Annotated in this window: 19 protein-coding genes; 11 read left to right on the top strand and 8 right to left on the bottom strand. The window is 54.1% G+C overall.

Features of this window, described 5'->3' with window-relative positions; all coding sequences use genetic code 11:
- Positions 1-25 precede the first annotated feature (25 nt).
- The 11 genes from QPM17_RS01105 to xrt all read left to right on the top strand — a co-directional run bounded on the left by QPM17_RS01105 (position 26) and on the right by xrt (position 13849).
- Positions 26-1165 carry a glycosyltransferase gene (locus QPM17_RS01105; RefSeq protein ID WP_285388023.1) on the top strand — a complete coding sequence of 380 codons (1140 nt, stop codon included), beginning with the start codon at positions 26-28 and terminating at the stop codon, positions 1163-1165.
- Positions 1166-1170: 5 nt separating this feature from the next.
- Positions 1171-2187, top strand: a complete 1017-nt coding sequence (locus QPM17_RS01100; RefSeq protein ID WP_285388022.1) for a polysaccharide deacetylase family protein — start codon at positions 1171-1173, stop codon at positions 2185-2187.
- Positions 2180-3562: an O-antigen ligase family protein gene (locus QPM17_RS01095; RefSeq protein ID WP_285388020.1), complete on the top strand. Its 1383-nt coding sequence runs from the start codon at positions 2180-2182 to the stop codon at positions 3560-3562. Before QPM17_RS01100 ends, QPM17_RS01095 begins: the two co-directional genes overlap by 8 nt.
- Before the next feature lie 25 nt (positions 3563-3587).
- Positions 3588-4718 carry a glycosyltransferase family 4 protein gene (locus QPM17_RS01090; RefSeq protein WP_285388018.1) on the top strand — a complete coding sequence of 377 codons (1131 nt, stop codon included), beginning with the start codon at positions 3588-3590 and terminating at the stop codon, positions 4716-4718.
- Positions 4715-6229, top strand: coding sequence for an oligosaccharide flippase family protein (locus tag QPM17_RS01085; RefSeq protein ID WP_285388016.1), 1515 nt, complete (start codon positions 4715-4717; stop codon positions 6227-6229). Before QPM17_RS01090 ends, QPM17_RS01085 begins: the two co-directional genes overlap by 4 nt.
- A 3-nt stretch (positions 6230-6232) precedes the next feature.
- Positions 6233-8161, top strand: coding sequence for an asparagine synthase (glutamine-hydrolyzing) (gene asnB / locus QPM17_RS01080; RefSeq protein WP_285388015.1), 1929 nt, complete (start codon positions 6233-6235; stop codon positions 8159-8161).
- Between the two features lie 61 nt (positions 8162-8222).
- A complete protein-coding gene (locus tag QPM17_RS01075) occupies positions 8223-9107 on the top strand; it encodes a glycosyltransferase (protein ID WP_285388014.1) in 885 nt (294 codons plus the stop codon).
- A gap of 28 nt (positions 9108-9135) precedes the next feature.
- Complete coding sequence (locus QPM17_RS01070; protein WP_285388013.1) at positions 9136-10011, top strand: glycosyltransferase; 876 nt, start codon at positions 9136-9138, stop codon at positions 10009-10011.
- Positions 10008-11108, top strand: a complete 1101-nt coding sequence (locus QPM17_RS01065; RefSeq protein WP_285388012.1) for a hypothetical protein — start codon at positions 10008-10010, stop codon at positions 11106-11108. Before QPM17_RS01070 ends, QPM17_RS01065 begins: the two co-directional genes overlap by 4 nt.
- Positions 11102-12232 (top strand): GNAT family N-acetyltransferase, encoded by a 1131-nt coding sequence (locus QPM17_RS01060; protein WP_285388011.1) that lies wholly within the window; start codon positions 11102-11104, stop codon positions 12230-12232. The genes QPM17_RS01065 and QPM17_RS01060 overlap by 7 nt, the downstream gene beginning before the upstream one ends.
- Positions 12233-12307: 75 nt before the next feature.
- Positions 12308-13849: an exosortase gene (gene xrt / locus QPM17_RS01055; RefSeq protein WP_285388010.1), complete on the top strand. Its 1542-nt coding sequence runs from the start codon at positions 12308-12310 to the stop codon at positions 13847-13849.
- On the opposite strand, the gene QPM17_RS01050 is transcribed toward xrt, so the two are convergent.
- The 8 genes from QPM17_RS01050 to QPM17_RS01015 all read right to left on the bottom strand — a co-directional run bounded on the left by QPM17_RS01050 (position 13803) and on the right by QPM17_RS01015 (position 26168).
- Positions 13803-14948: a glycosyltransferase family 4 protein gene (locus QPM17_RS01050; RefSeq protein ID WP_285388009.1), complete on the bottom strand. Its 1146-nt coding sequence runs from the start codon at positions 14946-14948 to the stop codon at positions 13803-13805. The genes xrt and QPM17_RS01050 overlap by 47 nt on opposite strands.
- A gap of 32 nt (positions 14949-14980) precedes the next feature.
- Positions 14981-15646 carry a PEP-CTERM sorting domain-containing protein gene (locus QPM17_RS01045; RefSeq protein ID WP_285388008.1) on the bottom strand — a complete coding sequence of 222 codons (666 nt, stop codon included), beginning with the start codon at positions 15644-15646 and terminating at the stop codon, positions 14981-14983.
- Between the two features lie 211 nt (positions 15647-15857).
- Positions 15858-17822 (bottom strand): PA14 domain-containing protein, encoded by a 1965-nt coding sequence (locus tag QPM17_RS01040; RefSeq protein WP_285388007.1) that lies wholly within the window; start codon positions 17820-17822, stop codon positions 15858-15860.
- 168 nt (positions 17823-17990) lie between these two features.
- A complete protein-coding gene (locus QPM17_RS01035; RefSeq protein ID WP_285388006.1) occupies positions 17991-20690 on the bottom strand; it encodes a tetratricopeptide repeat protein in 2700 nt (899 codons plus the stop codon).
- Positions 20691-20741: 51 nt separating this feature from the next.
- Positions 20742-22115, bottom strand: coding sequence for a PEP-CTERM-box response regulator transcription factor (gene prsR / locus QPM17_RS01030; protein ID WP_285388005.1), 1374 nt, complete (start codon positions 22113-22115; stop codon positions 20742-20744).
- A gap of 121 nt (positions 22116-22236) precedes the next feature.
- On the bottom strand, positions 22237-24375 hold the full coding sequence (gene prsK, locus QPM17_RS01025) for an XrtA/PEP-CTERM system histidine kinase PrsK (RefSeq protein WP_285388004.1): 2139 nt from the start codon (positions 24373-24375) through the stop codon (positions 22237-22239).
- Positions 24376-24405: 30 nt separating this feature from the next.
- Positions 24406-25353, bottom strand: a complete 948-nt coding sequence (locus tag QPM17_RS01020; RefSeq protein ID WP_285388003.1) for an SDR family oxidoreductase — start codon at positions 25351-25353, stop codon at positions 24406-24408.
- Complete coding sequence (locus QPM17_RS01015) at positions 25353-26168, bottom strand: lysophospholipid acyltransferase family protein (RefSeq protein ID WP_285388002.1); 816 nt, start codon at positions 26166-26168, stop codon at positions 25353-25355. Before QPM17_RS01015 ends, QPM17_RS01020 begins: the two co-directional genes overlap by 1 nt.
- Between the last annotated feature and the right edge of the window lie 8 nt (positions 26169-26176).

Raw genomic sequence — 26176 nt, 5'->3', positions numbered from 1 at the left:
CATAACCTTTGGAAGTACGAATTTCATGCAGGTACAGGGACGCGATGAGGGCACGGAGCCTGTTCTTTATGTTATTGATCATTTTCGGAATCCCCATGCCGGAACCGAAGGTCAGCTTTTTCAGCTTGTAAAAGGGCTCGACCGAAGCCGTTTCTCTCCCTATTTGCTGGTTTTCAGTGACTCAGACTACCTTCGAGAGCAGGGCTTTCCTTGTGACTATGAGGTGTTGGGGCACAGTCGGTTGTCCTCTCCTTCGACTTGGCTCGCACTCTGGAAGTTTGCGCGTCACTTTAAAGCACGAGGGGGTCGCTTAGCTCACGTGTTTTTTAACGATCCTTCCGTCATTTGCCCTCCAGTATTTAGAAGCCAGGGCATTAAAACCATTATCTCCCGCCGTGACATGGGGTATTGGTACACGCCAGCCTGGCGCACTGCTTTGTCGTTTACAGGCAGATTTGTTTCAGCCGTCATCACCAATAGCCAAGCCGTCAGTGCCGTTACCGCAAAGAATGAATTTCTGGCCTTGAAGCGTATTCACGTTGTTTATAATGGCTTCGAGGCTGGATCCGCAACAGTGGAGATGCCAACTGACCTTTTTGAGCTGAGAGCACAAAATCCTGAAGCTGTATTTGCTGGGCTAGCGGCTAATATTCGGCCCATCAAGCGTATTCAGGACGCTATTGAAGCTTTGGGGGGCAAACACAATCTGCCTGATCATCTCCACCTTTTGATAATTGGGGATGGCGATACAACAGAGCTTAAGAAACAGGCAGTTAGGTTAAAAGTTGATGAGCGAGTTCACTTTCTGGGTGGGCGTTCCGATGTGAAAGCTTGCCTGAAGGCACTTGATATCGGTTTGCTGTGTTCTGAATCTGAGGGATTCTCAAACTCTATTATTGAATATATGCAGGCTGGGTTGCCGATCGTTTGCAGTGACGTCGGAGGCAACCCGGAAGCAGTCGTCCATGGCGAGACAGGTTATCTGTATCCTTGCGGTGACGTTGCCTCGCTCGCTGCTTATCTTGCAAAGTTGGCGGGGTGTGAGGAGCTGCGTCGTGCAATTGGTGATAAAGCGGGTGAAGTGGCACGGCAGCGCTTTGGAATGGAACGGATGATCAGTCAGCATGAACGTATTTACCATCGGGTCGTTGGAGTAGAGGGGTAGCCTGTATGTCGCTAGTTTCCAGCACAGTTCGCAAGCTTGGCCCGCTTGGTGGTTACGCTTTTGCAAGACAGCTATGCCGTAAGCAGCCGCGTCTCTTGATGTACCATCGTTTCTCGAGCTTTCCCGTGGCGGGGTATGTAAGTGCGGATGAGTTTGAGTGGCAGGTAAGCTATATAGCAAAACACTTCACCCCGGTAACGGTGTCCGATATCGCGCTGTCTTTGTACGAAGGTGAAAACCTGCCAACGAACAACATTGCGATAACCGTCGACGATGGCTATGAGGATTTCTATTCGATCGCGTGGCCCATACTGAGAAAATACCGCGTGCCGGCCACTTTCTATGTGACCACTGGGTTCGTTAACGGCGACTTGTGGCTGTGGCCAGATCAGTTGAGGTACCTGCTTGAGCGGTCTCCAAAGGTGGAAAATACCTTTGATTTTGGTTTGTTTAGTGTTGAGACCCCGTTGCAGGGAACTGCTCTTGAAGACACGTTCTGGCGCATAAACCAGATACTTCTCAAGGCTGACAATGAAAAGAAACTGCAGTGTCTCGCCGCCATGTCCAGGGCTTGGCAGTTAGACTTACCAGCTTGTCCGCCTGATGACTGTCGAGCTGTAACCTGGGCGCATTTGAAGGAAATGCAGGCACAAGGTCTTGAAGTTGGAGGCCATACCGTAACCCATCCATCGCTCGCCAGGGTGAACATGGCCGAGGCACGGAGTGAAATTTTTGGGTGTTACGAGGCGCTGGAAAACAACCTTGGGCAGGCCGTCCGCTCGTTTTGCTACCCCAACGGTACCCCGGATGATTTTGTTGGAGAACAGGTTGAACTCATATCTGAGGCCGGATTTTCCTGCGCAACTGTGGCGTTTGCGGATAGCCGGGAGCAGCGGCAAAGGTACGCCATGCGACGGCACGCAAGTTCATCAGACAGGTTTCAGTTTCTGAAGGCCGTGTCGGGGATCGAGTTATTGGGAATGATATGGCGGAAAGAAACACAAGAGACGCCCTATGAATAACCTGGCTGTGAAATTGCGACCAGGAAGTCACGCTGGCATGTCCGGAACCGCGGCTGGCGAATCGGCGAGCCCGGTGACCTTTGGCATATTCATCTATTTCCTGGTTGATTTTTTTCTCCACCTTCCAGCACGGATTCCCGGATACGGATTAGTAAGGCCTACCCTTCTATTGGTGTTGGTTATTTCTATCAGTTTGTTTGTGCAGCGGGAGAAATTCAGGGGCTGGACACGCGACCCGATAGTGTCCGCCTTGCTGGTGTTAATGGTCTACCTTGTCGTTTCACTGCCTTTGGTGGAATGGCCCGGCAGTGTTGTTAAAAACAATCTCGGCGAGTTTGTGAAGGCCATCGTATTCTTCTATTTCATGGTTCTTTTAGTGGATTCGGATCGGCGGCTTAAAATATTCCTGACTGTTTTTATTGGTTGCCAGGTATTGCGAGTCCTGGAGCCATTATTCCTCAACATCACGGATGGGTACTGGGGAAGCAGAGCACACCTTGGTGGTGGTGAATTTTCACAACGGCTAGCCGGCGCGCCGTCGGATGTGATTAACCCCAATGAACTCGGTTTTGTTATTGTAACAGCTATACCGTTTCTCCATTATCTGATGTGGTCTTCCGGTTCAAAGGCCAGGCTGCTCTATCTGTTGTTGATGCCACCATTGTTATATGCATTGATTCTCACTCAGTCTCGAGGAGCATTTCTCGCGTTATTAGTGGTCGCATTATTCGTATTCAAGGAGTCGAGCCGCAAGTTTAGCCTGGTTGTTGTGGCCGTTCTGATCGCGATGGCGGGGTGGCAAGTGATGACGGATGAGCAGAAAGATCGCTACCTTTCATTGGTTGGTGAATCCGAAACATCCAATGCCGCAACAGTAGATGGCCGCCTCGAGGGAATGATGAGGGAATTTTCCCTTGGCTTCGAGCGACCGTTTGTGGGGCACGGACTGGGCACCACACCTGAGGCCAAAACACATATATTAGGCAAACGCCAGGCCTCCCACAACCTGTACGCGGAGTTGTTGATAGAGCTTGGGATTATTGGCACATTTATTTTTATGAGGTTTCTTTTCAAAGTCTATCGACGACTGATAGCGAACCATAAGCAGATTAGCCAAACGCCGGAAAATTCGAGCGCATTTTATATAAACTTGAATAAAGCTCTGCTGTCAGTATTCTGGATGTACGTCGTGTACAGCTTTAATTACTGGGGACTTTCTCAGTATTATTGGTATCTGCTCGCTGGCACTGTTGTTGTTTTCTACCGGTTAACCCAGTCGAACCTTGTTGCCCCAAAAAGCTCAGAGCCTATGCCCGTCCAAAAACCTACCAAAAATCGCTTTAGCAATCTGGTTGATATATCTGGCAGACGCTAGTTTTGCCTTCGAAAAAGGAGTTTTGATGCAAGTTGTCGTGTTTGCAAGGCACCCCGGCGGGGGGATCAGGACCTACTTCCATTATGTCTATGGGGATGCAGCGTTAAAGAGCCATACCTTTAAGCTGGTGACACCAAAGTCTGAAGCTCTTCAATCCCTGGTGGCGCCGTTGGAAAATGTTAGCGTTAACTCTCAGACACCACAGAGCGCGGCTCGGTTGCTGGGGAGTCTTATTCGGGAAGTTGTGAAAACACGTCCGGATCTGGTTCATTCCCACGGCTTTACCGCAGGACTGATTGCGGCATTGCCTCTATGGCTGATGCGCATTCCGCATATCATTACCACTCACGATGTATTTATGCCTGGCCAATTCAAAGGCCCATTAGGCAAGCTGAAGAAGCTAATTATGGGCTGGTTGTTTGGCATGGCGAATGTTCTGAACCCGGTTGGCGAGGATGCTGCGGAGAATTTTCGTGCTACGTTTCCGGCGCTTGCTGCCACAGGAAAGATAATCGCGGTCACCAATGGCATAAGAACACGTGCATTCCTGGGACATGACTCCAGGGATCTGCGTGCCGAAGCTTCTATCCCCGAAAATGCGTTGGTTGTCGGGTTCTTTGGACGTTTTATGGCGCAGAAAGGGTTCGGTGTTTTGGTCAATGCACTTGAGCGTTGGAACGAGTCTCGCCCAGACAGGCCTTTACATGTGTGTTGTTTTGGTTGGGGAGGATTTATTCGGGAAGAGCAGGCAGATATTGAGCGCAGGCGTTTGAGTGAGTTTTTCCACTTTTTCCCGGCGACTGATTTGATGGCAGGCGCTATTCGTGGCGTAGATGTTGTGGTCATGCCTTCCAGGTGGGAGGCTTGCCCGTTGTTGCCCATGGAGGTCATGGTTTCCGGGCGCCCGCTTATCGCTTCTAATTGCATTGGTATGAACGAGGTTGTGGAGGGATCACCAACTTTGGTCTTTGATGTCGGTTCTGTGGAGGGGTTGCTGGACCGGCTGGAGGAGTTCGAGTCCCGGCAGCCAGAAGTTCAGGCAGCGTTCGATGAATATCGAAAAGAGGCCGCAGAGCGGTTTGATGTCAGTGTAACTTCCTCGCGGTTGGCCGACGTGTTTGCCAGCGCGCTTGAGAAGCCAGGATCAGCGCCATGATCCGTATCCTTCTGGTTAACACCGGGTCTAATGTTCTTGTAATGCTCGTCAAACTGGCTATCACTTTTGTGATGACGCCCATTTTTGTCTTCAACCTGGGGAAATACGATTACGGTCTCTGGGAGATGGTAATGGCCATTGTTGGGTACATGGGAATTCTGGATCTGGGTTTGCGCCCGGCCATCAGCCGTTTTGCCGCCAGGCACCTTGCCGAAAAAGATGAGACCGCCCTGCAGTCAGTATACATGTCCGCATTTGCGTTCATGGCAATAGTTGGTGTGTTGCTGTTTTCATTCTTTTTTCTTTGGGGTTACTGGTTCTCTGGATCTGTAGCGCCGCAGGGAGAACCCCATCAGAAGTACACCTTATTCCTGATCCTGATTGGCGCTTACCTGCTGATTTCGTTTCCAGGCTATGTTGCAGAAAGCTATCTGGAGGGCTTCCAGAAGTATTACCTGAAAAACAACATTACGATTGTTAATTCTATTATCGGGTCAACGCTTTTATATATCTACATCTCTCCCGAGAACGGGCTTGTGCTGCTAGCGGGTATCAATGCCGTCGGTCTTACTATCAAGTATCTTCTGTTCATGTGGATTCTTTCCAGGCCGGCTTATGGTGCCATTCGTGCCCAGCCGGCCAATTTTTCGTGGGTAAGGCTTCATGAACTGATTATTTTTGGCTTCAAGTCGTTCATCCAGGGCATTGCGAGCCGTGTGGAGAATGCAACGGATGTGCTCGTTATTGGGTTCCTTATGGGTCCGGCAATGGTGCCTTTTTACAGTATCCCCGCCAATCTGACCCAGCACATACGCAGCCTCGGATGGACGCTCACCCATGCCTTCATGCCCCTGTTCAGTGGTTTGAGCGCTAAAGAGGAGAACGAAACCATCCGTCAGGTGTTCCTGATGTCGTCCCGTTACGTGGTTAGCATTCTTTTTGCCATGGGTACCGGCGTGATTATTCTTGGGGTGCCATTTATTTCCATCTGGCTTGACCCGGAGTTTGGCGAAAAAGCGGAATTGATTATTGTCTTTCTGGTGATTTTTACTATTTTCCCGTTTATTAATCCGTTTGCCAGCCGGTACCTCACCGCCATCAATAAGCACGGCATATTCGCCAAGCTCACGCCTATGGCTGCATTGTTGAACATCACCCTGAGTCTGATTCTGGTGCATCCGTTCGGGCTTGAGGGGGTGGCGTTCGCCTCGGTAGTGCCTGGCCTGATTTTTGTACCCATATATCTTCGGTATACCTGCCAGAGCCTCAACCTGCCGGTGCGCGAGTATCTTGTGTCGGCTGTTTTGCCGGGAATGATTCCTGCGGGAATTATGGCGGCGATCCTGCTCGGTATTGATTATGTGTGGGTATATGATTCGTACCTGGTTATTATCTCTGGCGCCTTGTCCAGTAGCCTTGGCTGGCTTGCCGGGTTCTGGTTGCTGGTGTTGAACAGGGAAGAGCGGGACTATATTGGCGAGCAAGTGTCCCGAAGACTGGGAAGGAATTAAATAATGTGCGGTTTTGCAGGATTTGCCGGGACCGGTCAAAGTAACAACAACAAGGACCTCGTCGAGGTAACCCTAAGGAAGATGGGTGACGCCATTGTCCACCGCGGCCCGGACGATGGGGGGGTATGGCTGAACGGTAATCTCACCGTAGGCCTGTCTCATCGCCGGTTGTCCATTCTGGATTTGTCGCCCCTTGGAGCCCAGCCCATGGCTTCGGCTTCCGGCCGATTTGTGATTGCCTTCAATGGTGAGATCTACAACTTCCAGGTATTGAGAGACGAACTGCTGGCCGGTGGAGCAAATTTTCGCGGCCATTCGGACACAGAAGTAATGCTTGCAGCTTTTGAGGCCTGGGGGGTGGAAGAAGCGCTTGGGCGGTTCGCTGGTATGTTTGCCTTTGCACTCTTTGACCAGCAGGAACAGCAGTTGTTCCTGGCTCGCGATCGCATGGGTGAGAAGCCCCTCTATTATGGCTGGCAGGGCAATGCCCTTGTATTTGGTTCGGAGCTCAAGGCCTTGCAGCAACATCCTGACTGGCGAGGCGAGATTAACCGCAGTGCTTTGCCGTTGCTTGTTCGGCACAATCTGATTCCTGCGCCACACACAATCTATTCCGGAATATCCAAGCTGCCGCCATCTTCATTTGTGGCTATCGATCTCGCCCGTCTTGAGCCGGGGTACTTGCCGGAACCCACCCGTTATTGGCGCCTTGAAGACCAGTTTGCAGAGTCGCAGGACTGGACCCTGGAGACGGCTGCGGATCGCCTGGAAACACTGCTGACGGAGGTGGTCGGCGAGCAGATGGTCTCTGATGTGCCATTGGGAGCCTTTCTCTCCGGTGGGGTGGACTCCTCAACCGTAGTCGCCCTGATGCAGAAGCAGGCGTCGACCCCGGTCAAGACCTTCAGTATCGGTTTTAACGAAGAGGGGTTTAATGAAGCGGAACATGCAGCCGCCGTGGCACAGCATCTGGGCACTGATCATACTGAGCTGTATGTGACAGAGCAGGATGCCCTCAAGGTAATCCCGTTGCTGGGAAAAATGTACGATGAACCCTTTGCGGATTCTTCCCAGATACCCACGTTTCTGGTCAGTGAAATGACCCGAAAGAAGGTGACCGTGGCGCTGTCTGGTGATGGCGGCGACGAACTGTTTTGTGGCTATACCCGATATCCCGGAACAGTTGACGCGTGGAATCGTCGGGGGGCTATAAAGCCAAGGCTAGAAAGCCTGTTTGCAAGGATGCCTGAAAGCTTATCAGTGCTCGCTGCACGGGCATTGATGCCGTCCCAGCGACATCGCAGTAAAGGGGGAGTCAGTTTCCGGCTGGATGCGACCCGAGCCGTCGCGGGTGCGGGGAATTTATCGGAGTTCTACCGTCGCAGGGTGTCGCTTTGGCCATACCCGGGCAAGGCGTTGACCATGGCGGATGAACCAATCTATGGCCTTAATGCACCCCTGCCGCAGTCGGTTCCGGACAATGACCTGAAAACGCTGATGTGGCGGGATCTGAACTGGTATCTGCCCGATGACATTCTGGTAAAAGTAGACCGCGCAGCAATGGCTTGCAGCCTGGAAACCCGGATTCCCATGCTGGATCACCGGGTGGTGTCCTTTGCTTTAGGGCTGCCAACGAAGCTGAACGTTAAGGATGGAGTAGGCAAGCAGGTACTGCGCTCGGTGCTTTATCGCCATGTGCCGAGGGAACTGATAGACCGCCCCAAGCAGGGGTTTGCAGTGCCCATTGCCAGCTGGCTGCGTGGGGCACTGCGGGAATGGGCAGAGGCGTTACTCGAGCCTTCCCGCCTTCGTGAACAGGGCTACTGGCAGGTTGAGACCGTGCGCTGGTTCTGGGAGGAGCATTTGTCTGGCAGGGAAGATTACAGTTTTCAGCTGTGGGGCATTCTGATGTTTCAGGCGTGGCTAGGCTGAGTGAACATCAAACACCCTATACGGCTTAGATGGTTCAGTCACAGAATTAAAGGAAATAATTTTGTCCAATGAAAATCCGTTAGTTTCAATCATCACACCTACCTTTAATCGGTCTGATTATTTACCTGAGGCCATCGATAGCGTTCTTGGTCAAACCTATCAGAATTTTGAGCTTGTCATTATTGATGACGGCTCAACCGATGGCACGAAGGCGTTGATGAATGCGTATCTGGAAGACCAACGGATCCGGTATATTTATCAGTCAAATCAGGGACAGAGTGTGGCGAGAAATAAAGGTATTGCAGAGTCAAATGGGGAGTTTATCTGCTTTCTGGATTCTGATAATGCCTGGTGCCCGAATAAGCTGGACCGGTCCATTATGGAGTTCAGGAATTTTCCCGAGGCGGATATTGTCTATGGAGATATCATACTGATTGATGAAAAGAGTGTGGAGATCGGTAAGAGTAATATGAAACGTCATTCCGGTAAAATCACATTTCATCTTTTAAAAGATAACTTCATTAGCATGAACACAACCATGACCCGGAAAAAATGCTTTGACGAGCTGGGGTGTTTTAACGAGTCGGATCGTATAGCGGAAGATTATGAGCTCTGGCTGAGGTTTTCCACACGATTTGAATTCCGTTATATCCCTGAGTTTCTGGGTTACTATCGAATCATGGAAGATCAGATTTCATCCGATAAAAAACAGCGATTCCTTGGTAACGAAAGACTACTTCTGGATTTTATTGCACAGTATCCCGATGCTGTTACGAGCAAGCAACGCAGGAGAGGTCTGAGTCATTTTTATATCAGAAAAGCGCGTTATGAAATTTCCATTAAATCATTCAGGGGTGCCTTTTCCGATATTACGAAAGGGATTAAATATTATCCCTGGTGGCAGGGACCATGGCGCGCATTGGCCAAGCTGCTTGTAGGCAGATAATCGCCGTGAACCGTTTCAGGAGTACTTGATGGCAGCCATCAGCGTCATTACGCCCACATACAACCGAGCCGGATTCATCGGCGAGGCAGTTTCAAGTGTCCTGGCTCAGACTTACCAGGACCTTGAGCTGATTATTGTGGACGATGGTTCGGTGGACGATACCCGCGCAGTGGTTGATGCGTTCCTTGCTGACAAGCGAGTCAGGTACTTTTATCAGGAAAACCAGGGGCAGAGCTCTGCCCGCAATTTCGCGCTTGCTCAGAGCGATGGAGAGTTTATCGCGTTTCTGGATTCAGACGATATCTGGTCGTTGGACAAACTTGAGAAACAGGTCGCTGTTTTTGATGCGAACCCGGATATTGATGTCGTCCATGGTGACGAAGCCATGGTTGATGAGCAGGGTGTGGTCATTAGCCTGGAAAACATGACCCGTTATTCCGGGCACATCAGCCGTCAGTTGCTCGCAGATAACAGCGTCAGTATCACGACGGCGCTGGTGAAGCGTCGGTGCTTTGATGAAATGGGCGGTTTTGATACCTCTGTGGGTGTTGCTGATGATTACGAACTCTGGCTTAGATTCTCTGCGAAATATCGGTTTCATTACTTGCCTGGCATTGTGGCTTCTTACCGAGTGATGGCCGATCAGATTTCGTCTGATAAACGGCGCCGGTTTGAAGCAAATGAGCTCATCATCAAGCGGTTTCTGGATCGGTACGGTCATGCATTGGCACCACGCGATCGGCGCTGGGGGCTGGCCAGGTTTTATTGTCGCAAGGCCAGGTATCTGGCCAGCGCCGGTGAACGCAGCAAAGCATTTACCGCTCTTTCAGGTGCGTTCAGAAATGCACCACTGGATCCGGTTGTGTGGAGAGCGCTGTATCGCGTTATGGTGCCCCGAAGATGATGCTGAATGAAAAAAACGTGAGTGAATTGCCGGAGGGTAACGGTCTGCCCAGGTGTGTCCCCTGGCACTCGAAATATCGCGAGGGGGTGCTCAGTCTTTTCAGGGATGTTCCTTACAAGACGGATTTGTGGCAATGGCAGTTTGAGTCCAATCCCTTCGGTCTGGCTTTTACGCCTGTTGTGCTGGTGGATGACAAAGACACAGTGGTTGGGTTCAACGGTGTAATGCCCGTTCGTGCGACCGAACGGGGGAAGGCTGTAACGATGCTATGGAGCTGTGATTTTTTTCTTTCTGAAGATTGGCGCGGACAGGGGCAGGGCAGTGCCATCAAGCACGAACTTCACAGGAAAGCGCCTGTGATTATGGCCTTTGGAATCAGTAACCGCGCCTGCACAGTGCTTCGTCATCTGGGCTGGGTACCAGATGACTCGGTAAGAAGTTTCAGGATGGTGCGTCAGCGCAAGGGGGTTCGTAGCTGGTTGATGACTGGTCTTCAGTGGTTGAACAAGCTTCGGCTGGCTTTTTCCGCTGAGCCGGATGCAGCAGATACTTACGTTGACGTGCGCTCAAGCTTACCAGAAGAAAAGCGGGTTGACGCGTTGTGGGCGCATTGTGCTCCTGAGTACGGAAGAGCTATTCAAAGAGACTTTGCATACCTTGACTGGCGTTACCAGCGGCACCCGTTGGGTCGGTACGGGTTTATCTGTGCTTGGCAGGATGATGAACTGGCGGCAATTCTGGTTACCCGCTTCAGCCGGGGTATTCTTCGTATTGTGGATTACTGTGGCCCGTTCCGTAATCGCCCACTTAAACGTACTCTTGTCAGAGCTGCAGTCCGGCACTGGCCCCACGCTAATCAGGTAATTTCAGTTACCTCAGATCCCGAGTTGGCAGAAACATTCCAGGCTGAAGGGTTTGTTCAGCTCAGGGGCCGGCCACGCTTCTATATCTACGAACCGGGGGTGGTCGACGCTTCCGACAAGCCCGCCTGGTTCATTATGGCTGGTGATTCCGATGGTGAATTTCTGCAGGCAGCCAGTGATTTTTACGCCACGGAAACCCTGCCTGGGGTGGCGAGGGAGCACGCATCATGCTGACTGTCAGACCGGTTTCCGAGGCTGGGTTTTCGGCCATGGCGGTGGAATGGCAAGCTTGTCTTGAAGCGTCTGATGCCAATCCTTTGTTCATGAGCTGGCCCTGGCTGTATAGCTGGTGGGAAACCTGGTCTCAGGTTCTGGGTATGGAGTTGGTGCTGCTGGGCGTCTTCGATCAGCAGAGCAGGCTTGTTGGCATTGGCCCCTTTTGCCGCCGGGTCCTGGTGACGCCTGCAGGGGTTCGGGTTGTCCGTCTGTATATGATCGGCAACGCTTGGCGGCTTGCGCCAACGGTGAGGACGGAGTATTGCGGAATCATCGCTCGCCGGGGATATCAGAGCGAGGTCATGGCAGTGATTGTCCCTGCACTGAAACAGCTTGCCTGGGATGAGCTGGTCTGTTCGGATGTGCCTACGGAACAGTTAGAAAATCTGGGGGCACGGGGCCTTGGTGGTCAACAGGGCTACCGGATTATCCACCGTACCGAGGACAGAGGCGTTCGCATTAACACGGCTGGTTCTTTTGCTGACTGGTTGGGCGAGCTTGGAAAGAATACCCGGCTGAAAGCCTATAACCGCAGGGGATACTTGCAGAAGCAGGGTGAACTTGCTTTCGAGGGCCATGAAGAAGGCCGAGACGGCGACTTTTTCAATCACCTGAATGCGTTTCACCGGAATCGCTGGCGCAAACCAGCGTTCGACAGGGAGGCACTGAGGTTTCATCGACTGCTTCTACAAAGGCTACACCTGTGCGGGGGTGAGCCAGCCATGAGTCTGATTCTGTATAATGGGCGATGCGTTTCCGCGCTGTATGATCTGGTGGTTGGTGGATGCCGGTATAATCTGCAGGCCGGGTACGAGGAGGATTTTGATGCAAAAGTATCCCTTGGATATCTTCATCTGGGATACGCTATTGAGTCCGCCTTCAGAAACGAAAGGATAAGTGCGTATGATCTGCTGGCTGGAACGGGCAAGAAGCACTTCTATAAATCCCATTTTCATGGCGAAACGGTAAAATTCTCTACGTTCCAGGTAGTCCGTAACCCTCTGCTCAAGGCTTTGTATCGTATTCAGGCAGCCAGCCCGCCGTCAGTAGCGAGGGCTTTCAGTCGCAGGGTGGGGTTGTGATCCATTCGTGGCAAAAACCTCGACTGGCAGGCACAATGGTGAAGGGATAGGCAAGTACCTAAGGGATTTAGATGTATGGCGATTGAAAGGATTCACGTTCGGAGTTTCATCCAGGCTTTTTTCCCATTCCTTTTCGTTTTTGGGGCACTTTTCCTGCTTATATGGCCCACCGTTGAGGGTATTGTCAGCCGTTGGGTCAAGTTCGATGAATCCTACTCTCACGGTTTTCTGCTATTTCTGGTTTCCGTCGTTCTGACGGTGCGGGCGGCTAAGCGGACTTCGCCTGTCACGGGGTTTTACCCGTGGTGGCTGGCGCCGTTTGCACTTGCCCTGATCGCCTACGGGCTTGGTGATCTTTTACGCTTGCAGGCACTGCGTGAGTTAACCGTGGTTCCTCTTTTGCTGGGGGCTCTTGTCATTCTGCTGGGCTGGCGACAGGTGAGGGCGTTCATCATTCCAGTCGGCGTTCTTTTCTTCGCGGTGCCAGTATGGGACTACCTTTCCTGGACCCTCCAGTTAGTCACCGTTGAAACCAATAAACTGCTACTGGGGCTTTTTGATATTAATTTTGAGGTGGAAGGTGTTTTTGTCTACCTCATCGGCGTAGGCGCCTTCGAGATAGCCCACGGTTGCTCGGGCCTGAGATACCTCCTGGTTGGCCAGTCTCTTGCCGTATTATACGGAGAACTCAACTTCAGATGCGTGCGTTCGAGGATTGTCTTTTTCCTGATAGCTGTGGCGCTTGCGTTGCTGGCAAACTGGATTCGGGTGTTCGTGATTATTTATATGGGCTACGAGACCAACATGGAAACGGGCCTGATTGAAGACCACGATAACTTCGGTTGGTGGGTGTTTGCCGCTACACTGGTGCCACTGTTCATTATTGGCCGAAAACTGGAAGTGACCAGAATTGAACAACAGGCCACTGGTTCAGAGGTTGAAGCCGGGCCTGCGAAGCTTGGCAGACGGTGGCCAGGCGCCTTGGTGGCCGCCGCTCTGCCCCTGCTCGTACTTGGGTTTTTGCCCAACTCTGATGGGTATGTTCTTGAAGAACCTGAGCGTTTTGCCATTGACTTCGAGCATAATCGGTATGCCCCACTTTTCGGCAACCATCTGAATGGCTGGCGGCCTCAGGTTCGTAACCCCGACGTAGCCTTTGTCCAGACAATGTTTGATCGCCAAAGCGTTGCTGAGGGAAGCGGTCCTGAAAAATCCCTGTTTCTCGGGGTTTATGGCTACGAGTACCAGAGGCACCGGGCTGAGTTGGTCCAGTACTGGAATCGACTCTATGAAAGGGATGAATGGGTTCCCGAGCGTTTTTTCCGAATGAGCTCACCTGGTGGAACGCCGCTTCAGGGTCTTACGCTAAAGAATCCAAGGTCTGGTAAGAACGTCCATATTGCTTACACCTATTACGTGGAAGGGTTATGGGAAACTGACCAGCTGCGGGCCAAGCTTGCGCAGGTGGCGGGATTCTTCAATCCCCGGACGGACGCCTCTCTCATGGTATTTGGTGTGGCCTGTGAGAAGTGTAACGGCGAAGATGCTCTTGCGATGTTCGTCGACAATACTATGCCTGCGATTGTCCGGAAGATTGATCAGCGCTTCCGGCATTAGGTATTGCCGAATTCAGGTAATGCTCCAGCCGCCGTATAAAGGCTTCGTGGTTGTCTCTCGTCCAGTCGAGGGCATTTCTCGCTTTCTGAGCCCTCAGTTCGCCTGAATCGTTGAGCGCCCGGTTAACTACCTGCTCAAGGTTCTCTGCGGATACCTTGTATCGCATGCCCAGCCGGAAGCACGCTGTCTCCGTGTACGGCACGAGGTATCCCCTGTCATTGCTCACCAGCTCATTCATCGGGGGAGAGTCTGTGGTAATGACGACGGCCCCGTAACACATCGCTTCCGCCAGTACTTGACCATAGCCTTCAACCTCCGACGGGTTAACGACAATGGCGGCCTCCTGCCATAGGGCCTGTAGTTCAGGTTCACTCAGGTTACTTTTCAGCACGACGTTGGGAGGAAGACGAACTCCAATTTGCGGAATGTTTGCTACTAGCGTAAGGCATGGCCATTCTGGATTTTTCTTCCAGGCCTCCAATACTACGTCAGTGCCTTTAAACGGGCTGGAGCCTGCTACATGAAGAATACGGTCGGGATTCCTATCAGGCGGTTGCCAGTCGCTTAAGTGCGTGGCAATCGGCGCTGAAAAGCCTAGGAAGCGCACATCTGGGTGAAGTGATTTGAAGCATTCCTTTGCAGCATGCGTCTTGCAAAGGACAGACTGGATATCTTCCAGGTAATGGATGCGCTCGGGGCGAAACCACTCCTGATTGGGAATCAGCCAGTTAGGGCAAAGTGGGTTGATATAGCGTGGGTGAATGTTTTCCAGATGGATGACAAGATCTGCGTTCAGGGCATTACTGTGAAAAAGGCGGCATATTTTTCGTTGCAGTGAATTGATCATTTGAAGGAGGCGCGGGGAGGGAATCCGCTTTGTTGCACGCCCCCATTTACCTGAGAGATGCGTCAGTAGTGGGTGTTGGCGTGGCAATGCGTTTATTGAAACATCATGCCCCAGAGAACCAATGACATCTTTGAGAAGGTCGGCATCCTTGACCAGTCCCCGGCCTGAAAGAGTGTAAACAATTTCAACAAGCACTGAGATTCGTCGCTCCAATGACACAAAAAAACCCTGCCGGTAGGCAGGGTCTTCCATTCTAGCACAATGTGTCTTGCGCTATTACACCATTACTTCTTGGCTCTGCGACGCAGGGCCAGTCCGGCAAGGCCAAGGCCCAGAAGTGCCACTGTGCCCGGCTCCGGTACCTTTGATGCCTGGACTTTGATCAACATGTCGTCGTGGTTATCGTCGACCTGGTTGTCGTCGTCAAGACTCAAGAGTAGAGAGTCTTCGCCCAGCTCATTGATAACGAAGTTAAACGACGTCGAGTCGTTTGTACTGTCGTTGTCCTGGCTATCTTGAACTGATCCTGAGAACTTGTAGGTGGCAAAACCAAAGTCGAGGTTAGCCCCTGTTGTTCCGGTTACGACCGTGGAAAAAGTATTCCCAACAGTACCGGAGTCATAGGTGTTAAAAATTTCCACACCGTTGTAAAGGAACACATTCTGCCAACCAGCTTCATAGCCGATGAAGGTGAATGTCAACTTGAATTTGTCGTTGGACGAGAACACCACGCTGTTTCCAGAGAGTGCAGAATCGCCGACACTGTATTCCGGGGTGCCAACAAAGGTTCCGCCGGGGTTCGTGGTTCCGCTGGCATAGCTGTTATCGCTCGGAACGGTATAGGTGCCTGCATTGGGTCCGCTGGCATCCGTATCGATATAGGCAGCACTCGCAAAGCCGGAAACGGCAAACGTTGCTGCGAAGATCATGCTTGTTGTGGATAATCTCATTATTCACTCCTCCAGTGAGCGGTATCTTTTCTATTCACTTTTAAGAATGCAGTTAGCGTGCCAATAGTTAAGATGCTGTAAATAAAAGAAAAAAAATGGATTAGGCTGTAGAGGTGTAAAGTATTTGGACGCCTTGGGATCGTGGCCTGGAAAAACTCCAGTGACGGCTCTGTTGGCGGCCCCGCCACAAGAGTATTTCCAGGAGAACAGGTCACTGCACCTGGACCTCCACGGTATCGGACGCCTGACTGGTGAGGCCGTCGGTATCCACTACGCGGATCGTGAAGTACCAGGTTCCCTGGGCCAGGCCTTCCAGGGTGTACGAGGTGTCGTCGGCCTCTACGCGGACTTCCTGATCCAGAGAATCCGTCGACTGGCCGTAGTTGATTTCGTAGTGGCTGATTTCGCTCAGCGAGATACTGCTGCCGTCTACTCGGGTGCCTGGTGCGGTCCAGTTGAGTGTCACGGTGGAGGTTGCTGGCTCTGTGGGCGCAGTTTCCGTGATTGGGGCGTCAGGTTCACTGACAGTTTCCAGAGTGTATGGGTGCAGGCCCGACTGATAGGCCTCCAATACGGTTACCCCTTCGTTATTGAGTACCAGGTCTGCAGTGGGCTGCAACAGGGGTAGACCATAACGTAGCTTGTAGATGTCAGTGATGCCGTCGCCCAGTGAGCTGATCTCGGGGCTGGTAGTGAGGTCAAGGCTTTCAATGACGGTACTGGCATCGAGCTCTGTACCTGTCTGCTGATCCGTTACGGAAAATGCTGCTGATGCGTCCCACCCAGCCTCGTAATATTCCATGGTAATAGCGACGCGCTCATCAGGCCCGACACTCAGCTCGTTAGAGTAGGACGTGGCAGATTGATTCTTCCACTGGTCGATCACCAGCTCACCGTTTACAAACAGGCGCACGCCGTCATCCGTGCGGGTTGTTAGCTGATAGCTTTGGATGCCATCGGTATGGGGTGGCACAAACCATCCCTGCCAGCGGATGCTGAAGTTGTTATTGGGTATATCTGGTGAGGGGCTGCCGCTGCCCCAGTTGAACTGGATGGTCGGATCCTTCTGGGTGTAAAGAAACTCGTCAAACCCGGTTCCACTGAAATACTGGCCGACAAAGCCGCCTGTATACTCCGGTTCCTGCACCGGCGTGTCGGCAGGATCGGTCGGGTCGGTGCCGGCCTGGTATTCTTCCAGCACACTGTAGCCATCACCGTCCAGGTCAACAGTTGCGTCTGATGGGTCCCGGGGGTTCAGGCCATAGGCGAATTCGTAACCATCGGGAAGTCCGTCACCATCGGTATCTGAATTGGTGGGGTCGGTCCCGCTCCAGAACTCATCCAGCGCATTGAGAAGATCGTTGTCCTGATCCGAGTTGGCGTCGGCCGGATCTACCGGGCTGAGGCCGTAGACCACTTCCCAGTTGTCATAGAGGCCGTCACCGTCTGCGTCCAGGGGAGGGTAGTCGGGGGTGAAGGCCAGGCCCTGTTCAGCGTCAAAGAAACCCACCCGGTAACCCGTTTCATAGGCCTCTTCGGGGGTCAGTTCCTTCTCGGCAGCGGGCGTCTGCTGTGCATAGCTGTGGAGATAATCACCACTGACCACCTGGCGGCTGGTTCCCGGGCCTTCCCAGGCCACGCTGAAGTGATCATCCCAGCCACCTTCCTTATGCCGGAGCTCGAAGTAGTACCGGCGTCCGGTTTCAAGGTACATGGAAGGAGAGGTTTGTGAGGAGTAGCGGGTGTAGTCCCCAATAGCAGTAGCTCTTCCGGTGGTTGCTATCTGATTGGCAAGATCCGGGTTTTCGGACTCGGAAAGCCAGAACTGGGTCTCGTCGTCTCCGGCCACATAGAAGGTATATTCGCCGGTTTGCGGTGCTTCTATATAGCCGCGGATCAATGTGCCGTAATTGTTTGCCCGGTTCTGCAGGTTCTCCAGTTGGTTCAACTCGGTAATTTCGCTGGGCGAGTCCGGATACGCCGCCGCACTGGTCAGGCTGTCCACGGTCTCCCCGGATATACCGTCGAAATACCATACATCCACTTTTCCTGGTTCGCTTTCCTGGGGAATCGCTGCTGTGGGTGGGAGTCTCTCAATATCCCGAAACTGCCAGCTTTGACAGCCAGTGATGAGAATGACGGCGCTTCCAAGGCCCAGAACTTTGCTTATCGACATAAGCCACCCTTCCTTCCATGAGAGCCCGGGGGAGGTGTTCCCGCCGGGCTCTTGAGGTCAATAATTCCATGAGGTAAGTATTGTTGGGCAATCCGGTAGCTGCCAGCGGGTTCTAGGAACGTTTAGGCATGGTGCGGCGGTGGTTATACTCTTTGTTTATTGTATGGATTACCCCCGCTCCCCAAACTTCTCCAGAATCCGCTTCGCATCCGCATCACGACCGGAAGCACGATAAGCCTCCGCCAGATGCATGGCGATTTCCTCGGAATCCGGCTGCAGTTCGTGGGCTTTTTCCAGCACCGGCAGGCTTTCTTCCGTTTGCCCCGCCTGGAACATGATCCAGCCATAGGTATCAGCAATGGCGGCGTTGTCGGAGTTCACTTCGAAAGCTTGTCTGGCCAGATCCATGGCGCGGTCGTCGCCTTGCTGGTGATATATCCAAGCCAGGTTGTTGAGGGCCACTACATTCTTCGGCTCCAACTCAAGCAGCGCTTCGTAGGCTGAGGCCGCTTTTTCCGGGGCGTTGTTCTCCTGCTGCAGCATTGCCAGGCTCATCAATATCTGAGGGTCCCGTGGGAATGCCTGGCGTGCGTTTTCGAGGGATTCGATCGCGCTGTTGCGCAGTCCGGCCCGGGCAAGGGCGCGAGCGCGGGCCACTTCCAGTTCTGTGGTCTGTTCCAGTTGCAGGGCAAGCTCATAGAGCTCGGCGGCTTCCTGGTACTCCTCCTGCTTTTCAAAGTAGCGTGCTTCGATGCGGAAGGGGGCAGAGGATTCCGGATGCTGCTGTTTTACGTCCCTCAGGATATCCCGGGCTGCTTTGGTATTCCCTTCGGTGAACTGGATAGCCGCTGCCTGGATGCCGATCTCTTCATTCTCCGGGAACAGTATGCGCCCCCGACGAAGTATATCGGCGGCCTGTTCCAGGTGTTCCCGTTGGGCCATTTGGGTGGCGATGCCGTGATACACGGAGGCAACCAGTGATTCAGCCGGGGCGGGGCTGGACTCGTCTTCCCGTTCAAGCAGTCCCGCCGTCAACTCATCGGCCCGCTGGGTGTTGTTTTCAATCAGCGCCGATTCCAGCAGTACCAGCCTTGGGCCGTAGGCGTCCGGGTGTTGCTCCCGAACCTCTTCCATCAGCCCGGTCAGCTCGTCCCGCGGCATTACAGAAGAGAGGCCCTGCAGTGCCTGGCGGTTGTCCGGTGACAGTTCAATTGCCCGGCGGTAGTAGTCTTTTGCATGATCCATCTCGTTGCGGGACCGCGCCAGATTGCCAAGCGCGTTGAGTGGGCCGGGATTCTCGCTGTCTGCCTCTACTGCCTTCTGGAAGTACTCTCTGGCCTCTTCGACATTGCCGGCGTTAGCGGCGACGTTGCCACGGGCAACCAGCGCGGCAACGTTTTTGGGTTGCTCCTCCACCCAGTTGGACGCGACTGCCATGGCGGTCTCGTAATCGTCAGCGGATACGTGGGCCTGGATAATCAGCAATCTCGCCTGTTCCGATTCCGGGTCTGTTTCCAGTATCTGGTTGGCCTGGGCAATGGCGCGGTCGGTTTTGCCCTGACGAAGCAGGTACGTTGCGTAGCGCAGCCGCAGGCTGTTGTTGTCAGGCGCCAGAGACAGGGATTTCTCGATGAACTGTTCACCGCTCTCGGTGTCGCCGCTGACCAGCGAGGCGATACCCACCAGCGCCAGGGTTTCAGGGTCTGAATCCTGGTCTTCCAGGTTGGCGAGGATTTCCCGTGCGCCTTCAGGATTGCGCATCTGAAGGCGGGTGGCTGCCAGCAGTTTTCTGGCCTGGTCTGAATCCCCCATGTCGGCGACAGGCGCCAGCAGAGCCTCTGCTTCCTTGGGCTGGCCCTGGCGGTAGCGGATGATGCCCAGCATCAACGAGGCCTGCTCGTGGCCCGGAGCCTGGGCCAGTACTTCTTCAAGATAACGGGCGGCACTGTTCAGTTCGCCGTCGTTGAAGGCCTCCTGCGCTGCTGTCAGGTTGCTCTTGATGGTACCTGGCGCAGACTTGGCAAGAATTTCTTCGTAGACAAAGGCTTCCGACGACTTGCCCTGTTCCCGCAGAACATTGATCAGCGCCGACATGGTCTGATACTTCTGATAGGTCATCACGTCATACTGGCCGATGGTTTCCAGGGCGTTGACATAGGCCTGTTCTGCTTCGGCCCATTCTTCGGCGGCGTGAGCCAGCCTCGCTTTCCAGAGCCAGAGCTCCACGTTGTCCGGGTTGAGTGCCTCTGCCTCGGCGATGTATTCGTCACCTTCCTCCGGGTTGTTCTCACTGTACGCAACTTTCGACAGCCCGATGAGTGGCTCGGCGGTGCTCGAATCGATTTCCCGGGCTGTGGAATAGGCACTTCTGGCAGCATCCAGTCGGTTTTCAGCAAGGTGGATGTCGCCCCGGAGCAGGGCGGCTTCCAGACGTTGAACACGGTCCGGTTCTTTCAGTTCTTCGAGGGTAGCCAGTGCTTCGTCGTACTCCTGCTGCATCAGTCTGGCTTCGGCGCGGATCAGGGCTGCATCGTTGAGACTTTGCTGGCTAATGGACTGTTCGCCAACGTCTGAGAGAAGTTCATCAAGCTGCCGTTCGGCGTTACGTGCATCTCCGGCGGTGAGCAGGTTGTTGATAATCACAAGGTAGGGCTCGATGCGGTTTGGCTGCATTTCAATCGCACTTCGCGCCTCCAGAGTACTGGCCTTGAGCTCACCCTGCCGCTGGAAGAAGCGCGACTGATCCAGGTGGCTAAGATACTGGATTTCCTCCTGGCTCATTTCATCGCTGTCACCGCTGCAGCCGACGAAGGCGAGCGAGATGGCAACTGAAAGAAGGGTGGCACGTACTGCTGACACTGGTTTCATGGCCCTGTTCCTTTCCTTTCTGGGTCTTGTTATGGATTCCTTGCCTGCTACTCAGGCACTTGAAGATTCGGGTGACGTTTCTATGCGGTATTTGTCGGTCAGGTTATAAAGCGTTGGCCTGGTGATGCCCAACAGGCGCGAGGCTTGCGCCATGTTGAAGCTGCAGGACTGAAGCGCCTGTAGAATCGCGGCACGCTCGGCGTTTTCACGCACTTGCCTCAGATTCAGCTGGCTCTCAGGGGCTTCCAGGTCACAGTTGAGCTGCAGGTCGGCGGCGGTCACCCGTTTGCCGTCCGCCATGATGGTGGCCCGTTTCACCTTGTTGATCATTTCCCGCACATTGCCGGGCCAGGGATGGCTCTGGATGGCTTTGATGGCGTCCTCCGTGAACGAGAGGTTGGGGCGGTCCATCTGTTTGCCCAGGGACTGCAACAACGACTGTGCGATCACCAGGGAGTCGCCTTCCCGGTTCCGCAGGGCTGGCACATCCACGGTAATTTCGCTGATGCGGTAGTAGAGGTCTTCGCGGAAGGTGCCCTCGTCGATGAGGTGCTGGACGTTCCGGTGGGTGGCACAGACCACCCGTACGTCTACCGGTACCGGTTTCACCGAGCCAACCCGGTCCACCACGCGTTCCTGCAGGAACCGTAGCAGCTTGGCCTGCAGCGACATTGGCATATCGCCAATCTCGTCCAGGAACAGGGTGCCGCCGTTGACACTTTCTATTTTGCCTTTCTTGCCCTGGGTGGCACCGGTGAATGAGCCTTTCTCAAACCCGAACAGTTCACTCTCGAGCAGGTTTTCGGGGATGGCGGCGCAGTTGATGGCTGCGAATGGTTTTTCGGCACGATGGCTCAGGTCATGGAGCGCGCGGGCCAGGAGCTCCTTGCCGGTGCCGGTTTCCCCGGTAATCAGGGTGGTTACGTCAGTGGGTGCGACTTTCTCAAGGGTGCGACAAACAGCGAGCATCTGCGGGCTGGCAGCCACAATACCCTTGATGTTGGTGCCGTTGCGCTGGCGTGCCAGTTCGCGGTTGTCCCGCTCCAGTTCGGCCAGCCGGAACGCGCGATTGACCACGAAGGTAAGAATGTCGGCGTCCAGGGGCTTCTGATAGAAGTCGCTGGCGCCCATGCCGATTGCCTTCACGGCGTTTTCTTTGTCTTCCCGGCCGGTGACCACGATGACTTTGGTCATGGGGGACAGCCGAAGGATTTCCTCCAGCAACAGGAATCCCTCTGATGCTCCACCGGGGTCGGGCGGCAGGCCCAGATCCAGGGTGATGACATCGGGCTCATTTCGTCGCAGGGCTGCCAGGGCAGACTCCCGGTCTGCGGCAACAAATACTTCCAGATCCTCACTGAAACACCAGCGCATCTGGCTCTGCAGGCCTGGGTCGTCTTCTACGATTAAAAGTCGTCTACTCACAACGGCTACAAATCCCTTTTCGATATTGTGATGTTACTACGGTGAATCCTCTCACCCCTGATTCTTAACCGAACATTGACACTTTGCAATGATAGTGTTCGTTGGATTTAATCCCCGTCAACTATTTGGCATTCTCGCGTGGCTCTGCGTCGCCGACAATCAGGCGTTCCGGCTCTGATTCCGCTGGTGATTGCTCCGGTTTCAGCGGGGCGAGAGGGAACCGGATTGAAAAACACGAGCCCAGACCAGGTTCACTGGTGACGTCGATATTGCCGCCCACGTTGCGCACGTATTCCCTGGCCTGATAGGCGCCAATCCCCATGCCGGTGAGCCCTTTGGTACTCTCGAAGGGCTTGAACAGCTGGCTCTGGATGAACTCATCGGTCATGCCGCTACCGGTATCCTGGATGAAAAGAACCACATTGCCCCTGGCGGTTTTCAGGGTAAGGGTGACCTCACCTTCCGGTGGTGTGGCGTCCTGAGCGTTCTGTATCAGGTGGCCAAGGATACTGTAGAGCTGTTCCCGGTCGGCTTTGATGTAGATCTTTGCCGGGTTCTCCACAACCCTTGGTACCGGCTGGCGGCGGCCATAGTGTTCCGCCAGGTTGGCGACAACCTCGTTCAGTTCCACCACTTCGGTCACCATGGTGTCATCGGCCGGCCGGCGGATATGGTCCACCAGGTTGGACATTTTGCGGACGGCGTGGTCGGTGGTGTTGATCATGTCGTCAATAAACGCCGGATTGTCCCGGTGCCTGGGAGCGTTCTTCACCAACAGCGACAGTTGCGCGATCAGCGTTTTCAGGTCGTGCACCATAAAGGCGGAGGCCTTGCTGACGGCCTCGAACTGCATGGCCCGTGAGAGCCGGTTCTGGGCGTCGGCCTGGGCCAGCAGGTTACAGGTCTGCCGGGCGACCACCTTGATCAGGTCGAAGTTTTCCCAGTTCAGTTCCACTCGCGCATAGGGGTTGCCAATCATGGCGATGCCATAGAGATCGTTGCTGAGGTACAGGGGGATGACCAGCCAGCCATCGGGAATCTTTGAGATCGAGTCGGGAATCTCCAGCAGGTTGTAGCTGATCGGGTCACGTTGGTACTCGTGGAGGTCAATGATCCACTCCCGCTCGTTGAAAAAGCGGATCAGTTCCGAGTCGGCATCGATGGTCGTGTATTTCGGGGTCACCAGGTTGACGGCGGTCTTGAGCAGGAACTCCCCCTGATCTTCCCGAATCCACAGTGCACCAGCGTTGCTTTCCACCAGGCTGGTAAGGATGCGGATGACCCGTTCAGGCAACGGTGGGTTGTCGCTGAGATCCGCCATTTCGCGGGTCATCTTCAGCCATTCTTCCCGGTAATCGTATTTGTAGTCGAAGAAGTTCTGGCTGATGAACACCATCAGCCGGGCTCTGACCCGCCGCGATGTGAGCAGGGTTGCCAGGAACACCAGCGCAATGGTGAAGAACAGTACCTGCAGGGCCTCGCCCCAGTCGCCGCCGAGGGCTTTTACGTAATAGCCTCCGAGCGCCAGGAACAGCAGGTAAGCCCCCGCCAGCAACAGGGTGCCTGCGTGGAATACGGCTGAGCGGGATAGCTGGAAATCCACCGGCTGCTTACGGGTATTGATGACATTGACCGCAAACAGGGGCACCAGCGCAGCGTTGAACAGGCCCCTGGCGTTCCAGAAGGAGTCCGCCACCTGGCCAAACAGCAGGGCGTCGGCGTACATGAAGAAGTCGAAGGCGAACAGGCTGGCGACCGCAATGCAGACGTACTTCATGCTGGAGCGTCCAAACGACAGCGAGTTACGCCATATCTGCTCAACCAGGGACAGCCCGAGCAGAGACAGGGCTATCTGGCCCACCACCTTGGTCTTGCCATCCAGGAGGGTCAGCTCGTAAGCGTATTCCAGAATGCCGGAGCTCAGCAGCAGAGCGATGAGGATAACCGTGGCCGTTGCCAGGACGCGGCGAAGGCGACCCACCATGCTGCCGGTACGGAAGGAATCCCGTAACAGTGCGAACAGAACGGTGATCCAGGCTGCATTCCGCAACAGTTCCAGCAGGTAGCGAATGAAGAATCCAGGCTCTTCCCACAGGCTCTGGGTGACTAGTGACCCTGCCCAGACCAGAGTGACGAGGGAAGCCAGGAGCAGTGTCCGGTCGATATCGCGGCGCAGGTATCGCGTGGCAATAAGGAGCGTAAGCAACCCATAGGCAATGGCTGCCGTGGAATGACTGATCAGGCTGAAATCGTCCAACATGGCTCGCGTCCTGCGTTATGCGCCATAAACTCACACCGGTTTTTTGTTCTCGCGGTAAAACCGGAATATTTCTTTCAGCGGCCGCCTGGGGGTGAAATTGAACTCCCGGGCGAACGCTCTGCCGTCAATGACGACAGGATACTTGAAAAAGTGCATCAGATACGAAGGAAAACTTCGCAGCTTCAGGGTGCTCAGTATCATTTTGGGCAATACCGGCGGGATCGACGGGATCGGTATTGTCTTGCAACCGCAGAGCTTGAGGGCGTGCTGATAGGCTACCCAGTCTTCTGGCGCTACGTTGAACACGCCCCGTTGTGGTTTGTTATAGGTGAGCACGATCGCATCGGCCATATCGTCGATATGGATGAACTGCATCATCGGTGAAAAACCCGCCAGTACCGGCGCCCGCTCCATACCAAGCAGGGTGCTGATGGAATTACGTACGCCCGGGCCCACGATATTGCAGGGCCGCAGAATGGTGATGTTGAGATCCGGATACCGCCACAGGTAGATGTTGGCCAGGTTTTCCAGTTCCACGGAATCGATCAGGTCTGCGCTCAGGCCGGCGCTTTTCAGCGGAGCCTCTTCGTCGATCAGGGCTGGGTTGTAGGCCACGGCACCGTAGACGTGGAAAGTGGACAGCACGACTATCCGTTTTATGCCGTATTTGTGGCTCAGGTCCAGCAGCTTCTGGGTGCCCAGCACGTTGGCGTTATACCGGCGCATGCGGGTGAGCTGGCTGGACATGATGCGGCCCAGGTGGATAACACCATCGAAGCGGTAGCGCCGGAAAAGGTCTTCGAACGAGCGCTTGTTGAAGTCAATGCAGTAGCTGGGGATGTCGTCGCCCAGGTAAACCTGCTCACGGAAATCCACTGCAACCAGGTTACAGGTTTCCCGCAGGCGTTCGATCACCTGTTGCGCCAGGGCACCGGCGGCACCGGTAACAAGAATATGAGGTCTGCGTTGTTCGTCCATCAGAACAGCCTTTTCCTTTCGCTCAGTCCGGTGTCGATCAGTTCACTGATTGCCGCTTTTACCTGTTCCACCCTGTCAGTGACCTGTTCCTCCGGGATTTCCCGGTCGTCGAAGATCATTGGGTCGCCAAAGTTGAGATGAACCTTTGCCGGCAGTACGACGGGCATGGCGACTGGTGCGTAGGGGATGCCCAACAGGTTGGCCAGCGGCTTGATGTTGGCAATGGCGGGTATGGTTTCCTCACAGCCCACCACGCCCACGGGAACGATGGGCGCGTTGTACTTCATCGCCAGGTGCATGAAGCCGTTGCCGAACCGCTTGAGTTGGTAGCGGTCATGATAGAGCTTGCCGGAACCGCGAATTCCTTCGGGAAACACGATCACTGCCTCGCCATTGGCCAGCATTTTGGCGCAGTTGATCGGGTCCCCGAGTACCGCTCCAAACTCATTCAGCAGATTGCCAAGGTAAGGCACGGTGGGGAAAAAACGTTCGATCATCGCCCGGGGGATACGGGGATCGGTCTCGCGGGAGGCGAGGGCATAGGCGATCAGGAGGCCATCAATGGGCAATTGTCCACTGTGATTCGGAACGATCAGAACGGGCCCGTCCGCCGGTATTTTCTCAACGCCGGTGGCTTCCACCCGGAAATACTTCTCGTACAGCTGGCGAGTCAGGGAGAAGCCATACTTCATGACTTCGTTGTTGTAGCCCCAGGGGTCATACCCAAGCGAGCCGATCGGCTTGCGTATTCGATTGATGTGGCTGTCCAGCTCCGCCGGAATCAGCCTGGATTTCAGAAACGATGCTAGACCCATGTGGGCTC

The sequence above is a fragment of the Marinobacter azerbaijanicus genome, from assembly GCF_030250645.1.
Classification (GTDB): domain Bacteria; phylum Pseudomonadota; class Gammaproteobacteria; order Pseudomonadales; family Oleiphilaceae; genus Marinobacter; species Marinobacter azerbaijanicus.
This window is presented reverse-complemented; position numbering and strand designations above follow the sequence as displayed.